At 62.7% G+C, this 14900-nt stretch carries 10 protein-coding genes; 4 read left to right on the top strand and 6 right to left on the bottom strand.

Going from position 1 to position 14900, the window contains the following annotated elements:
• The first annotated feature begins 193 nt into the window (after nucleotides 1-193).
• The gene (locus NKH60_RS29995; RefSeq protein WP_352874432.1) at nucleotides 194-2563 is read left to right on the top strand and encodes a trimethylamine N-oxide demethylase; all 2370 of its coding nucleotides are present in this window, start codon (nucleotides 194-196) and stop codon (nucleotides 2561-2563) included.
• Between the two features lie 277 nt (nucleotides 2564-2840).
• Nucleotides 2841-4550 carry a trimethylamine N-oxide permease gene (locus tag NKH60_RS29990; protein ID WP_352472299.1) on the top strand — a complete coding sequence of 570 codons (1710 nt, stop codon included), beginning with the start codon at nucleotides 2841-2843 and terminating at the stop codon, nucleotides 4548-4550.
• A 146-nt stretch (nucleotides 4551-4696) separates the two neighbouring features.
• Here the strand turns inward: NKH60_RS29990 and msuE are convergent, their stop codons facing one another.
• From msuE to NKH60_RS29975, 3 genes are all read right to left on the bottom strand, one after another.
• On the bottom strand, nucleotides 4697-5257 hold the full coding sequence (gene msuE, locus NKH60_RS29985) for an FMN reductase (protein ID WP_352612283.1): 561 nt from the start codon (nucleotides 5255-5257) through the stop codon (nucleotides 4697-4699).
• A gap of 116 nt (nucleotides 5258-5373) precedes the next feature.
• On the bottom strand, nucleotides 5374-6729 hold the full coding sequence (locus NKH60_RS29980) for an LLM class flavin-dependent oxidoreductase (RefSeq protein ID WP_352455214.1): 1356 nt from the start codon (nucleotides 6727-6729) through the stop codon (nucleotides 5374-5376).
• A 134-nt stretch (nucleotides 6730-6863) separates the two neighbouring features.
• On the bottom strand, nucleotides 6864-8357 hold the full coding sequence (locus NKH60_RS29975) for an aldehyde dehydrogenase family protein (protein ID WP_352472296.1): 1494 nt from the start codon (nucleotides 8355-8357) through the stop codon (nucleotides 6864-6866).
• Between the two features lie 177 nt (nucleotides 8358-8534).
• On the opposite strand from NKH60_RS29975, the gene NKH60_RS29970 reads away from it, so the two are divergent.
• On the top strand, nucleotides 8535-8906 hold the full coding sequence (locus tag NKH60_RS29970) for a DUF4258 domain-containing protein (RefSeq protein ID WP_352472295.1): 372 nt from the start codon (nucleotides 8535-8537) through the stop codon (nucleotides 8904-8906).
• The gene (locus NKH60_RS29965; protein ID WP_352455217.1) at nucleotides 8899-9357 is read left to right on the top strand and encodes a helix-turn-helix domain-containing protein; all 459 of its coding nucleotides are present in this window, start codon (nucleotides 8899-8901) and stop codon (nucleotides 9355-9357) included. The genes NKH60_RS29970 and NKH60_RS29965 overlap by 8 nt, the downstream gene beginning before the upstream one ends.
• A gap of 58 nt (nucleotides 9358-9415) precedes the next feature.
• Here NKH60_RS29965 and NKH60_RS29960 read toward each other — a convergent pair whose 3' ends face one another.
• The 3 genes from NKH60_RS29960 to NKH60_RS29950 form a co-directional block, all read right to left on the bottom strand.
• Nucleotides 9416-12550: an efflux RND transporter permease subunit gene (locus NKH60_RS29960; RefSeq protein ID WP_352472294.1), complete on the bottom strand. Its 3135-nt coding sequence runs from the start codon at nucleotides 12548-12550 to the stop codon at nucleotides 9416-9418.
• A gap of 208 nt (nucleotides 12551-12758) precedes the next feature.
• On the bottom strand, nucleotides 12759-13907 hold the full coding sequence (locus tag NKH60_RS29955; protein WP_352542218.1) for an efflux RND transporter periplasmic adaptor subunit: 1149 nt from the start codon (nucleotides 13905-13907) through the stop codon (nucleotides 12759-12761).
• Nucleotides 13908-13969: 62 nt separating this feature from the next.
• The gene (locus NKH60_RS29950; protein ID WP_352612708.1) at nucleotides 13970-14578 is read right to left on the bottom strand and encodes a TetR/AcrR family transcriptional regulator; all 609 of its coding nucleotides are present in this window, start codon (nucleotides 14576-14578) and stop codon (nucleotides 13970-13972) included.
• Nucleotides 14579-14900 lie beyond the last annotated feature (322 nt).

The following is a 14900-nucleotide window of genomic DNA, read 5'->3' as shown; positions in this document are numbered from 1 at the left end:
TTGGTATGACGGCACTCCGTCCAACACCCCTCAACCGTCTCGGCGCTGCGCGCCGATCCACCTTCTCCCACAAGGGGAGAAGGAAGAGGCGCGCGCCTCGCCTTCACTTGCCAACTCCGGCTCTTCTATCCTATTCTTCCCGCTAAAATAATTTCACACACAGGCAAACTTGTTTCTCGAAACCAAGGTTGAGATGAGCCAGTCGCCCTACCCCGCCGTCGTCGCCGGACCGCCCCGGCCGAGCCTGATCCTGCGGCCAGGCCAGATTACGCTGCCGGCCGCGATGGAGCGCTACTCGGTTCAGGGCAATGGCGCGGTGCTGATCGAGGTCGAGGCCGGCGACATTGTCACCGTGCGCGATGTCGAGGGCGGGCAGGCCTGCGAGCTGCTGGCATGGGACAGCAGCGACGCGACCGATCCCGGCATTCTCGGCGAGAAATCGAACAGCAATGCCGCCGGCATCAAGGCGCTGCTGGCCGAAGGCGACGACAGCCTCGCATCCTTGCGCCGGGGGCTCGAGCGGCGCCAGGTGCAGCTCGACCAGGCGAAGGCGGTTCGCGTTTTCGGCGGCGCCACCCCTGCCGGTACCGAACAGGCTTTTACCGTCGCCCGCGATGGGTCGATGCTGATTGCCGCGCCCGGCGGGCCGATGCTGGTCGACGGCCACGATACGGCGACGCCACTTAGCGTCATCGTCCGCCGCGCCACCATCCGCCCGGCAGCGAAATCCAGGCTTGCCGACCCGCTGGCCGATCCCGTGCTCGACCTGCGCGTCCATTCGGCGACGGCGGAGGCCTACTTCGTCAAGGCGGGCGACTATCTGCAGATCATCGATGTCGACGGGCGCCAATGCACCGACTTCCAGTGCTTTTCGGCGCGCAAGCTGGACAAGGGCCGCGATCATCCGCTCGACGTGACGACGACGCGCACGCTGATGGGTTCGAGCTATCCGATGCCCGGTCTGCACTCAAAATACTACGACCAGGACATGGAGCCGCTGGTCGAGGTTGTGCAGGACACTTGCGGCCGCCACGATGCATTCGCGCTCGCCTGCGCGGCCAAATATTACGACGACATCGGTTATCCCGGCCATCCCAACTGCTCGGAGAATTTCAACCGCGCGCTGGCCGACAAGGGTGTCACGCCTCGCGCCGGCTGGATGGCGATCAACTTCTTCTTCAACACGGCCATCGACGCGCATGGCGTCGTGGTATCGGACGAGCCGTGGTCGCGGCCGGGCGACTATGTGCTACTCAAGGCGCTCACGGACATCGTCTGCGTCTCGTCCGCCTGCCCCGACGATACGACGCCGGCCAATGGCTGGAACCTGACCGACATCCATGTGCGAACCTATCCCGGCCAGCACAAATTCTCGCGAGCGATCGCCAGACGCATGACGCCCGATTCGGAACCGAAAATGACCCGCGAGACCGCCTTTCATTCGAGCTTTGCCAAGCACACCCGCAACTTCGTCGAGTACAAGGGCTATTGGCTCGCCAATTCCTTCGCCAGGCAAGGCCCGATCGATGAATACTGGGCCTGCCGGCAGGACGCCGTGATCATGGACCTGTCGCCGCTGCGCAAGTTCGAGGTCACCGGGCCGGACTCCGAGGCGCTGCTGCAATACACGCTGACCCGCGACATCAAGAAGCTCGGCGTCGGCCAGGTCGTCTATTCCGCCATGTGCTACGAGCATGGCGGCATGATCGATGACGGCACGCTGCTCAGGCTCGGCAAGGATAATTTCCGCTGGGTCGGCGGCGACGATCTATCCGGCCAATGGCTGCGGGAAACGGCGCAAAAACTCGGCCTCACCGTGCTGGTGCGCTCCTCGACCGAGCAGATGCACAATGTTGCCGTGCAGGGACCGAAAAGCCGCGACGTCCTGCGGCAGATCATCTGGACCTCGCCGCTGCAGCCGTCGATCGACGAACTCGAATGGTTCCGTTTCGCCGTCGCCCGCATCGGCGGCGGCAACGGCATTCCGGTCGTTGTCTCGCGCACCGGTTACACCGGCGAGCTCGGCTACGAGATCTGGTGCCATCCGCGCGACGCCGAAAAGGTGTTCGACGCGATCTGGCAGGCCGGCCAACCGCACGGCCTGAAGCCGATGGGGCTGCAGGCGCTCGATATGGTGCGCATCGAGGCCGGGCTGATCTTTGCTGCTCACGAGTTTTCCGACCAGACGGATCCGTTCGAGGCCGGCATCGGCTTCACCGTACCGCTGAAGACCAAGAGCGACGATTTCATCGGCCGCGAGGCACTGATCCGGCGCAAGGAAAACCCGCAGAAGAAGCTGGTCGGCCTCGACATCGACGCCAATGTCGCCGTCGGCCACGGCGATTGCGTGCATATCGGCCGGGCGCAGATCGGCGTCGTCACCTCCGGCATGCGTTCGCCGGTGCTGAACAAGACCATCGCGTTGGCCAGGCTCGACGTCACGCATTCGGCGATCGGCACCGAGGTCGAGATAGGCAAGCTCGATGGTCACAGCAAGCGGCTGCCGGCGCGCGTCGTCGCCTTCGCCCATTACGACCCGCAAAAGACCAGGCCGCGCTCCTGACCGATGCTTCCTGGTTCTTCCCTTCTCCCACAACAAGGGGAGAAGGAAAGACCGCACCCGTTGGCAGCGCCAGCGAAGCTCGACTGTTTCACAAGCGCAATGTGCACAGCGTCACAAAGCGCTTGACGTGAAAGCGCGTTAGGTCAATCTTCACTGCTAAGAAAAAAATACTACTGAGCGGAAAACGCCTGGGGCCGTTCAACGTGAGCGTCGATGACGCCTCGCGAGATTGCGGCTGTTGCCGATGGGGAACATCAAAAATGGGGAATCCACGTAAATGAGCACGATAGTCACCACCTTGGTGCCGCCTGCCGAAGGGCAGCTGCACCGGAACATCGACTGGCGCGGCGCCTTCTGGGTGGCAAGCGGCGTTCCGGCCCTTGTCCTGTTTTCGATCGGCGGCATCGCCGGCACCACCGGAACACTGGCCTTCCTGATCTGGGCCGTATCCATGGTCATGGGCTTCCTGCAGTCCTTCACCTATGCGGAGATCGCCGGGCTGTTCCCGAACAAATCCGGCGGCGCCTCGGTCTACGGCGCCACCGCGTGGCTGCGCTATTCGAAATTCATCGCGCCGCTTTCGGTGTGGTGCAACTGGTTCGCCTGGTCGCCGGTGCTGTCACTCGGCTGCTCGATCGCCGCCGCCTATATCCTCAACGCACTGGCGCCGGTGCCGCTGTTCACCGACACTTCGCCGGAAGTCGCCGCCTATATTGCGGCCCATGCCGGAACCAGCGCCGCTGACGCCATCACCGCGGTCACCGCGGCGGCGACGCCGGCGATCCGTAACTGGACGCTCTACGGTCACACGCTTGGCCCGGTTTCCTTCACCTTCAACGCCACCTTCTTCATCGGCGCGGTGCTGATGCTGATCATCTTCTCGATCCAGCATCGCGGCATCCTGGGCACGGCCAACGTGCAGAAATATATCGGCCTGCTGGTCATCATCCCGATGCTGATCGTCGGCGTGGTGCCGATCGTCACCGGCCAGATCAACTGGGCAAACTTCTCGCCGCTGGTGCCGCTCGCGGCAGCCTATGCGCCGGAGCCCGGCGCGTGGAACATCGCCGGCTGGACGCTGGTGCTCGGCGGCATGTTCATCGCGGCATGGTCGACCTACGGCTTCGAGACCGCGGTCTGCTACACCTCCGAGTTCAAAAACCCGGGCACCGATACCTTCAAGGCGATCTTCTATTCCGGCCTGCTGTGTATGCTGCTGTTCATCCTGGTGCCGTTCACCTTCCAGGGCGTGCTCGGCTTGAACGGCATGCTGGCGACGCCGATCGTCGACGGCTCCGGCGTTGCCGATGCGCTGGCCGGCATGGTCGGCGGCGGACAACTGATCCACAGCCTGCTGGTGATGCTGATGATCCTGGCGCTGGTGCTCTGCATCATGACGGCGATGGCCGGCTCCTCGCGCACGCTCTATCAAGGTTCGGTCGACGGCTGGCTGCCGCGCTATCTCAGCCATGTCAACGAGCACGGCGCACCGACGCGGGCGATGTGGACCGACCTGATCTTCAACCTGATCGTGCTGGCCATCGCCTCGGCCGACGCAACGAGCTTCTTCTTCATCCTCGCCGTGTCGAATTGCGGCTACATCATCTTCAACTTCCTTAACCTCAATGCCGGCTGGATCCACCGCATCGACAATGGCCACATCGCGCGGCCATGGAAGGCGCCGAGCTGGGTGCTCGGCCTCGGCGCCATCTTTGCCTACGTCAACGCGGTCTTCATGGGCGCCGGCGCCAAGGTGTGGAACCCGATGGCATTGTGGGCCGGGCTGATCACGGCAGCCTTGATCATCCCGGTGTTCTGCTTCCGGCACTACATCCAGGATAAGGGCAAATTCCCCGACCACATGCTGGCCGATCTCGGCATGAGCTCGTCCGACCTTGCGGTGAAAAAGGCGGGGATGCTGCCCTATCTGACGCTGGTCGCCGGCGTCGTGGTGATGCTGCTCGCCAACTGGCTGTTCGTCATCTGACGGCTGCGTTGAGGGATCGGGCGCGCAAGGCGCGCTCGATCCCTGCATTTTGTTCTTGCTTTGTGCCGGCAGCTATGCTAGTAATCTTAGTATGGTGCTGATTCGCCCCGAGACCCGCCGCTGAGGCGGGTTTTTCTTTTTAGGGGCTATTCGGCAGCGGTGCCGGCGCGGGAGCGACCGCCAAGCGCTGCACCGATATCCTCGAGGACCTGTCCGACGCGCGCCAGGATCGTCTCGGACGCAAGCACGCCGTCGATGAAATCCCTGTCCGAAGCGTAGATCGCGGTCGGCAGCGTAAAGGCCTCGAAGAAGCCGAACAGCGGCCTCAGCTGGTGCTCGATGATCAGCGCATGCCGGTCGCCGCCGCCGGTCGCCAGCAGCACCACCGGCTTGCCCCTGAGCGCCGTCGGGTCGACAAGATCGAAGAAGTGTTTGAACAGGCCGGTATAGCTGCCCTTGTAGGTGGGCGAGCCAACGACGAGCACGTCCGCCGTGACGACGCGCTTGAGGATATCGCCCGCTTGCGCATCCAGTTCACGCGCCCATTTGGCGCCACCGAGGCTGGGGCCGAGGTCGACGACGTCATGCGTGCTGGCGGCCAGGCCATATCTGCCGGCTACCTCGTTCACGATACGATCGACGAAGCCGCGCGTCTTGGACGGCCGGGTAAAATTGCCTGAGAAACCGACAACGGCCGGATTGGTCATGATGCAAAGCCCTCGCGATGATTTCGGGCTGCCAGCCCGCTGCTCATGACCCTATGGACATTCGGACCGAACGAAAAGAAACGGATGCTTGCCGCGGTCTAAAATCATTACCGGTTCTAACCAGCTTTGCGGATCGCTGCCGTCTCAGGTTGGAAGAACCGGTTTGGCGGCCGCTTCAGGCCAAGATTTTCGCGCAGGGTCGATCCTTCGTATTCGCTCCTGAAAATGCCGCGCCGCTGCAATTCGGGCACGATTTTCTCGACGAAATCATCCAATCCGGCGGGAAGATAGGGGAACATGACGTTGAACCCGTCCGAGCCTTCGGTGACCAGCCATTCCTCCATCTCGTCGGCGATGGTTTTCGAAGTGCCGACGAAGGCAAGACCGGAATAGCCGCCCAGCCGCTGCGCAAGCTGCCTGACGGTCAGGTTTTCCTTGCGCGCCAGTTCGATGACGCGCTCGCGGCCGCTCTTGCTGGCGTTGCTTTCCGGGATTTCGGGCAAGACTGAATCCGGATCGAACCGCGACGCGTCGTGGCCGAGCGCGATCGACAGCGAGGCGACGCCGCTCTCGTAGTAGACGAGGCTGTCGAGCTTGGCCCGCTTCGTCTGCGCCTCCTCGACGGTCTCGCCGACAATGACGAAGGCGCCGGGCAGGATCTTGATGTCGTCGCGCGACCGGCCAAGTTTTTGCGCACGTTTCTTGACGTCGGCAAAGAAGCGCTGCCCCGAGGCGAGATCGGCATGGGCGGCGAAGATCACCTCGGCCGTTTCCGCCGCGAGCTGCCGTCCGGCCTCCGACGCGCCGGCCTGCACGATGACCGGCCAGCCCTGCACCGGCCGCGCGATATTGAGCGGTCCCCGCACCGAAAGATATTCGCCCTTATGGTCGAGCACATGCAGCTTCGCCGGATCGAAATAGAGCCCGCTTTCGGCGTCGCGGATGAAGGCATCGTCGGCAAAACTGTCCCACAGGCCGGTGACGACATCGTAAAACTCCCGCGCCCGGCGATAGCGCTCGTCGTGCTCGACATGCTCGTCGAGGCCGAAATTCAGCGCGGCGTCGGGATTGGATGTGGTGACGATATTCCAGCCGGCGCGCCCGCCGCTGATATGGTCGAGAGAGGCGAAACGACGGGCGATGTGGTACGGCGCGTCGAACGTCGTCGAGGCGGTTGCGATCAGCCCGATACGATCGGTGACGGCGGCAAGCGCCGACAACAGCGTGAACGGCTCGAAGGACGTGACCGTGTGGCTGCGCCGCAGCGCCTCGATCGGCATGTTGAGCACGGCCAGGTGGTCGGCCATGAAGAAGGCGTCGAACTTTGCCGCTTCCAGCCTTTGCGCGAAGTGCTTGAGATGCGCGAAATTGAAGTTGGCGTCGGGATAGGCGCCCGGGTAGCGCCAGGCGCCGGTATGAAGGCTGACGGGCCGCATGAAAGCGCCAAGCCGCAATTGTCGATTTTCTGCCATGGAAAAACGCACCGATGACGACGAGCGTAACGCTCCAATTGCTCGAGCATGGGATGGCTTTGCGGCCATGGGAAGGAATTCTGTTTTGCAAAACCGGCGTCGGGGAGCATTTTTTTGTGCGGGCGGCGGACCGATCAATCGATCTTGATGAACACGCCCTTGGTGTTAAGATATTCGGCGAGGTGCTCGGCGCCGCCCTCGCGGCCGTAGCCGCTCATCTTGTAGCCGCCGAAGGGCACGGCCGGATCGATGGCGTGATAGGTATTGACCCAGACCGAGCCGGCGCGGATCTTGCGCGACAGCTGGTGGGCGGTGGCGAGATTTTGGGTGAAGACCCCTGCAGCCAGGCCGTAAGGCGTGTTGTTGGCCCGCTCGACTGCCTCGTCCAGCGTATCGAACGGCAAGGCTGAAATCACCGGCCCGAAGATCTCCTCACGGGCGATCTTCATGTCGTCCGAGACGCCGGCAAAGACGGTCGGCGCGACGAAATTGCCGGCGCCAAGCGCGCCTTCCACAAGCCGGGTGCCTCCGGTGACGAGTTTCGCCCCTTCCGCGGTGCCGGCCTCGAGGTAACCGGTGACCCGTTGCAGCTGCTTTTCGGAGACGAGCGGACCGATCTCGGTCGCCGGGTCGATGCCGTCGCCGACCCTGAGACCCTTGGCGTATGCCGCGAGCCGCTCGACGAACTCGTCATGGACGGGCCGTTCGACGAAAAGGCGCGAACCGGCGATGCAGATCTGGCCGGAATTGGCGAACACCGACATCGCCGCCACCGGCACCGCCTTGTCGAGATCGGCATCGGCGCAGACGATGACCGGCGACTTGCCGCCGAGCTCCAGCGAGACGCGCTTGAGATTGCCGGCCGAGGCCCGCACGATCGACTGGCCGGTCGCCGTCGAGCCGGTGAAGACGATCTTGTCGACGCCCATATGCTCGGCGAGTGCGGCACCTGCCTCGGTGCCGGTGCCGGTGACGATGTTGACGACGCCTTCCGGAACGCCGGCCTCGTTCATGATGTCGGCGATCAAAAGCGGCGTCAGCGGCGCCTCTTCCGATGGTTTCAGCACGATGGTGCAGCCGGTCGCCAGCGCCGGGCCGATCTTCCAGATCGACGCCGCCGTTGGCGCGTTCCAGGGAATGATGGCGCCGACGACGCCGACCGGCTCCTTGCGGGTGAAAGAGACGATTTCGCCGGGCAGCGAGTTGTCGATCGTCTCGCCGTGCAGCGCCGTCGCCATGCCGGCATAGTAGCGCAGCATGCCGATGACCCGGTTGCGATTGGCGCGGGTGCGTATGATCGGCATGCCCATGTCGGTGGTGTCGGAGCGGCTGATCTCTTCCCAGTGCTTTTCGAAGAGGTCGGCGATCCTCAGCAGCAGCACCTGGCGCTCATAAGGCTTGAACCGGCTCCACGGGCCCTCGAACGCCTTGCGCGCAGCAGTCACCGCCAAGTCGATGTCCTGGCGGTCGGCGCGCGGCACCGTGGCGATGACCGCGCCGGTGGCGGGATTGCGGCTCTCCGTGGTCCGACCGGAGCGGGCATCGACCCAGCCGCCGCCGATGAACATCCGGCGATGGCGCCCGTCGATCGGCAGCCGCAGCGGTGCCTTTGTCTGAGCTATGGTCATGACTGTCCTCCAACCACGCGCTAGTCTTAATAGCGGTGTCGTCCTGTGTTCGGTAGCGAATTTGTCACCACCCAACGGGCGTCAATGGCATGCCGCTTGTTTATTGACGTTCAGCACTTATGTAGGTATCACCATGATAGATGAAGCACCGGAAGGAATGCCATAGAAGGGGGATTTGTGACGATCACGCAACCTTGGGATGCCGGCCGTGCGACGATTGAAATAAGATCTATCGCGAGAAATCTGAAACTAAACATCTCGTACAAGCTGCATGCGCAGGATCGGCTTTCCGAACGCGGCTTGATCATGTCTGATGTGCTGCATGCGCTCAAGTTTGGAAATGTGTACCAACCACCTGTGCCCGCAACCCGGCCGGGTCATTTCCGTTATCGCGTGGAGTGCAAGACACCGAACAGCGGGAGTCGATCCATCGGGGTCGTTATCATCCCTTCCAAGAACGGATGTCTCGTCAAAGTTATTTCGGTCATGTGGATCGATGAGTTCGAGCGAAAAGCGGGCTCGATAATTGGAGTTGAAGCTGATGAATAACGCACACCACTACACAGAAAGCGGTCTGCTCAACGTTTACATCGAAGGCATCGCCGTTGAGGTGGATGACGATGGCGACGACATCATCACGATTCCTGCTGTGAATGAACTGCATCAAGTAATCGCGCTTGGGATCGTAAGCCATGCCAAGGGCATGAGCGGGGACGAGCTTCGTTTCCTGCGCTCCGAAATGGGTCTGACCCAAGCTGAATTGGCCGCCATGGTCCACCGTGACAAGCAGTCGATTGGCCGATGGGAGCGCAACGAAATCGACATTGACAGCTCGGCTGAGGCCCTGGTGCGTCGTTTGGCAATCGAAAAGCTGGGGCTGCCTGTTGACGCGGGAATCGATGAGTTGTCGCGTCGGAGCGTTCCTACCGCGGACGAGCAACCGATCAAAATACAGAAAATGAATAACGATGCTCGGCCGTACGAACTGATTGCGGCCTGACCCGACCCTGATAACCCCGCCTCGGCGGGGTTATCTATGGAAGACGTTCGCTCGACCGCTATTCGGCCGCCAGGGCCAGTTGCGGCCTTTCGTTCTTTTCTTCCGTCTCGGCCGGCTGCTCCACCACCTTCTTGGGCTCCCTGCCGAAGAACAGCGCATAGGCTGCCGGCAGGACAAGGATGGTCAGCACCGTGGCGACGAGAATGCCGCCCATCATGGCGTAGGCGAGCGGCCCCCAGAAGACGCCACGCGAGATCGGGATCAGCGCCAGCACCGCCGTCAGCGCCGTCAGCACGATCGGCCGGAACCGGCGCACCGCCGAGCCGATGATGGCCTCGGAACGCTCCACGCCGGCGGCGATGTCCTGGTCGATCTGATCGACCAGGATGATCGAGTTGCGCATGATGATGCCGAGCAGGGCGATGACACCGAGGATGGCGACGAAGCCGAACGGCGCGCCGCTGATCAAAAGTGCCGCCGCCGCGCCGATGATGCCGAGCGGACCGGTCGCCAGCACCAGCATGGCCTTGCCGAAATGCTGCAGCTGGATCATCAGCAGCACGACGATGACGGCCAGCATGATCGGCGCTTTCGCCGCAATCGAGGCCTGGCTTTCGGCCGCATCCTCGGCGCCGCCCTGGATCTCGATCTTGTAGCCGGGTGCGAGGCTGGCGCGCAGGCCCTGCATGTCGCTGTACATTTTCATGGCGACATCGTTCGGCTGCACGCCGTCCGGAAGCGTGGCGCGTACGCTGATGGTCGGCAAGCGGTCGCGCCGCCATTCGACGCCTTGCTCCAGCACCGGGACTACCTTGGCGACCTGCGACAGCGGCACGGAGCCGCCGAAATCGGTCGGGATGTAGACGGAGTCGACCGCCGACAGCAGGTGACGGCTTGCCTCCGGCTCACGGGCGACGATCGAAACCGTCTCCTCGCCGTCGCGGAAGTCATCGAGCGGCGCTCCCGACATGGCCGCCTGCAGCGTCTGGCGGATGCGCTGCGAGGTGACGCCGAGCGCACGGGCGCGATCCTGGTCGATCACCAGCTTCATCGTCGGCACCGGCTCCAGCCAGTCGTCGTGGATGGCGCCGAGCAGCGGATTTGCCTGGAACTTCGCCTTCACCTCGTCGGCGATGCGGCGCACCTCCTGGCGATCCGGACCCATGACGCGCATCTGCACCGGCCAGCCGGTCGGCGGACCAAGGAACAGGCGGTCGACCTTGGCGCGGATCGATGGGAAATCATTTGCCAGGATGGTGCGCAGCTTGACAATCAGCCGCTCGCGGGCCGGTTCGTCATTGGCCATCACCAGAAGCTGGGCGAAATTCGGGTTGCGAAGCTGCTGGTCGAGCGGCAGGAAGAAGCGCGGCGCGCCTTCGCCGACATAGGTGGCGATGAAGCGCTTGTCCTTGTCGTCCATCATCCTGGCTTCGAGCGCCTTGGCCTGGGTCTCGACTTCCTTGATGCTGGTGCCTTCCGGCAGCCAGAGGTCGACAAGGATTTCCGGGCGCGACGATTGCGGGAAGAAATTCTGCGGGATGAACTGGAACGCCCACAGGCTGGTGGCAAACGTCATCAGCGTCATCACCAGGACGATGATGCGGTGGCGCACCGCCCATGCAACGGTCGAGCGAAGACGGCGGTAGAAGCGCGTGTCGAAGACATCGTGATGGTTGCCGGCGTGCTTGCGCTGCTTCAGGATCATGTGGCCGAGCCATGGCGTGAAATAGACCGCCGCGAACCAGGACACGACCAGCGCGATGCCGACGACGTAAAACAGGGTGCGCACATATTCGCCGGCGGTCGAGGCCGCGAAACCGACGGGGATGAAACCGGCCGTGGTGATCAGCGTGCCGGTCAGCATCGGGAAGGCGGTCGAGGAATAGGCGAAGCTCGCCGCCTCGACCTTGACCAAGCCTTCCTCGAGCTTTCGCTCCATCATTTCGACGACGATCATCGCGTCGTCGACCAGGAGGCCAAGGGCGATGATCAGCGCGCCGAGCGAAATGCGCTGCAGGTCGATGCCGAGCTCGTACATGATGGCGAACGTGGCGGCCAGGACCAGCGGAATGACGATCGCGATCACCAGGCCCGAGCGCCACCCGATCGACAGGAACGATACGAAAAGCACGATCAGCAGCGCTTCGCCGAGCGCTTCCATGAACTCGCTCACCGCCTCCTTCACGACATGCGGCTGGTCGGAAATCTGATCGACCGAAACGCCATAGGGCAGCGCCTCTTCGAAGCGCTTATAGGTCGCTTCGACGTCCTTGCCGACGTCGGTGACGTTGAAGCCCTTGGCCATGACGACGCCGAGCTGGACGCTGTCGTGACCGTTGAAACGGTATTTGCGCTGGTACGGATCCTCGAGGCCGGAGGTCACGGTGGCGATGTCGCCGAGGCGCGTCACCTGGTTGCCGGCGCGCAGGCGAAGCTCGCGGATGTCGGCCGCCCTGGTGACATCGCCCTCAACCGAAATGCGCACCGAACGCTGGCCGGTGTCGACCGAACCTGCCGGGTCGACATTGTTCTGGCCTTGGATCGCATTCTGCAGGTCGGTCAACGTCAGGCCGCGTTCGGCAAGCACCTTGGATGAAACGTCGATGTAGAGCTTTTCCGGCTGGTCACCGATGATCACGGCCTTCTCGACACCGGGCGTCGTCAGCAGCATGTCACGCGCCTGGATGGCGAATTTCTTCAGCTCGGGATAGCTGTAGCCGTCGCCGCTGATCGAATGCAGGGTGATGAACGTGTCGCCGAATTCGTCATTGAAGTAAGGCCCGAGCAGCCCCTGCGGCAGCTCATTGGCGATATCGCCGACCTTCTTGCGCACCTGATAGAAAGCATCGGCGACCTGCGCCGGATTGGTGTCGCCCTTGACCTGCAAGGTGATGATGGCGCTGCCGGCGCGGGTGTAGGAGCGGACGAAATCGAGGTGCGGCGTTTCCTGCAGCTTGCGCTCGATCTTGTTGACCACCTGGTCCTCCATCTCCTTGATCGAGGAGCCTGGCCAGATCGCCTGGACGACCATGACGCGGAAGGTGAAATCGGGGTCTTCCTTCTGGCCCATGCGCATCAGGCCGAGTGCACCGGCGACGATGATCAGCCCGAACAGGAAGCGGGCAATGCTCGGATGGCCGATTGCCCAGCGCGAAAGATTGAAAGACCGCTTTTCATTGGTGTCGATGGTCATCGGCGTCAGTCCGTTTCAATTTGATCAACAGAGCACGCGCTTTCGCATGCCCAAGGAACTTCCGATGTGGGCTTCCGGGCGGCGTGGCTTTCCGAGTTGAGAGATCTACATCGCGGTGGGACGCGAGGATCGACGTGGGGGTTACATCGACCTGAGATCTCGAAAATCGGGGGCGCCTGCCGCCCGGAAACCGTGAATTGCCTGGCCGTCAGCGCAAGCGCCTTGCAGCGTCATCGGCCGACGCCGACTGTTGCGCTGCATCACCGGTCAGCTTGACTTTCAGATTCTCGGTCATGAACTGCGTGCCGGCGGCGACGACGACGTCGCCCGGCTTCAGCCCATCGGCGACGCTGACGCCGTCGGGGGTGAAGGCGGCGACCTTGACCGGATGCGCATGGACGGTCCCGCCGTTGCGGTCGACTGTCCAGACGATCGATTGGCTGTCCTTCTGCGCCAACGCGGCCAGCGGGATCGACACCAGCTGCTGCCGGTTGTCCACCGCGGCTTCGATGGAGGCGGTCATGCCTAGCAGCACGCGAGGATCGTTGGGCAGGCTGACGCGAACGGCAAAGGTGCGCGACTGCGGATCGGCGCTGCCGGCGACTTCGCGGACCTTGCCGTCGAGCGTCAGCGCCTCATCGGACCAGAAGCCAGCCTTGACGGTCTTGCCCGGCTTGAATTCGGCAATATCGGTTTCCGGAACAGCGATCAGGACTTCCTTCTCGCCGTCGATGGCAACGGTCACCACCGGCGTGCCGGAGCCGACAACCTGGCCGACATCGGCGGCAACTGATGTGACGATGCCGTTCTTGTCCGCCTTGAGATCGGTATAGCGGACCTGGTTCTGTGCCTGGGCAAGCTGCGAGCGGGCGGAGTCTCGCGTGGCGACCGCCTGATTATAGGCGAGCGTCGCCTGCTCGAGCTGCGACTTCGGGGCGAAATTCTTGGCGTAGAGCTGTTCGGCCCGCTTGCGCGTAAGCTCGACTGTCTCGACCTGACGGTCGGCAGCATCGAGGCTGGCCTGAGAGCTTCTCACCGAGAGCTCGTAGTCGGTGGGATCGACGCGGGCGAGAACGTCACCCGGCTTGACGCGGTCACCGATGTCGACAAGGCGCTCGGTGATCTTGCCGTTGATGCGAAAGCCGAGATTCATCTCGGTGCGGGCACGCACCGATCCGGAATAGGAAAGCTGACGGGTATCGCTCGCCTTGGCGATCTCGACCACCTTGACCGGGCGGATGATCTCGGTGACCTCGGCTTTCTCCTGCGAGCAGCCGGCGAGGCCGAGAGCGGCAACGACAATCAGTGCCAGGCCGGCGGCCGGTCGCCTGTAGGTGATGGACTTGGACAAAGACACTTTTCGTACTCCCGAATTGTGGAGATGAATTGCCGACATCACCGCCCGACGGGCGGCAATGGTCATTTCTTCAAGGCTCTGATGGCAAACTCGGTAAGCTCGTCCGGCGTCGCCCGGTTCTTCTTGGCGAGGCACTGGGCCATCATCTGTGGATGAGAGAGGCTGATAATGGCAGCACCGAAACACCGGGAAGCGACTACCGGATCCTGATCGACGAACTCGCCGGTGGCGATGCCCTCGCGGATCACGTCAGCGACCAGGTCGTGGATGCGGTCGATGTGCTTTTCGATGACATGCCAGTCGCGCTCGATGGCGACGATGACCATCTCGTGCACCTTCTCCTGGTCGATCATGGTATCCAGCGTCCACTGATAGTGCGTATGCACGTAGCGGCGGAGCTTTTCGCTGGCGGTGCCGGAACCATGGCAGGCTTCGTAGCTCAACCGGTAGCAGGTCTCGAGCATACGGCCGCAAACCGCCTGATGGATTTCCACCTTGGAGGCGAAGAAGCGGTAGATGTTGGCAGTCGACATGCCGAGTTCGCGCGCAATGTCGGCGACGTTGGTCTTGCCGTAGCCGTAGTGGCGGAACAATCGCTCCGCGCAATCCAGGATGCGCGTGACATTTTCCTGGCGGGCGGAATCGGCGGTGGTGTCCAGGGTTTCAAGCATCTCGTTGGCCAAATTTACGACTGACGAATTTAGAATTTCGTCACTCGTAAATTGAAAACCATCACCTGTCAAGGCACCATTTTGGCTACTAGTGACAGATGGTGACATCCCCGGACGGAGTTGGCCCACGAAACGCATGGGGTTTCCGCCGGGCGCGCCTGCAACGCCGCCCCGTGTTTTTTTGCGAAGGATCTTGAAAAGATGCTTTCCGAAATCGGTTCCGTTTTCGGATCAGGCCCTAGGTCGTGTGGACACTTATCTGATCCAGAGGACGGTTGCGGCGATGGTGACGATGGCGAGGTAGTTTCGGGCTGTCTTCTCG

The sequence above is a fragment of the Mesorhizobium sp. M1006 genome, from assembly GCF_040318825.1.
Taxonomy (GTDB): domain Bacteria; phylum Pseudomonadota; class Alphaproteobacteria; order Rhizobiales; family Rhizobiaceae; genus Mesorhizobium.
The sequence above is the reverse complement of the archived record's forward strand: the minus strand, read 5'-3'. Positions and strand labels throughout refer to the sequence as shown.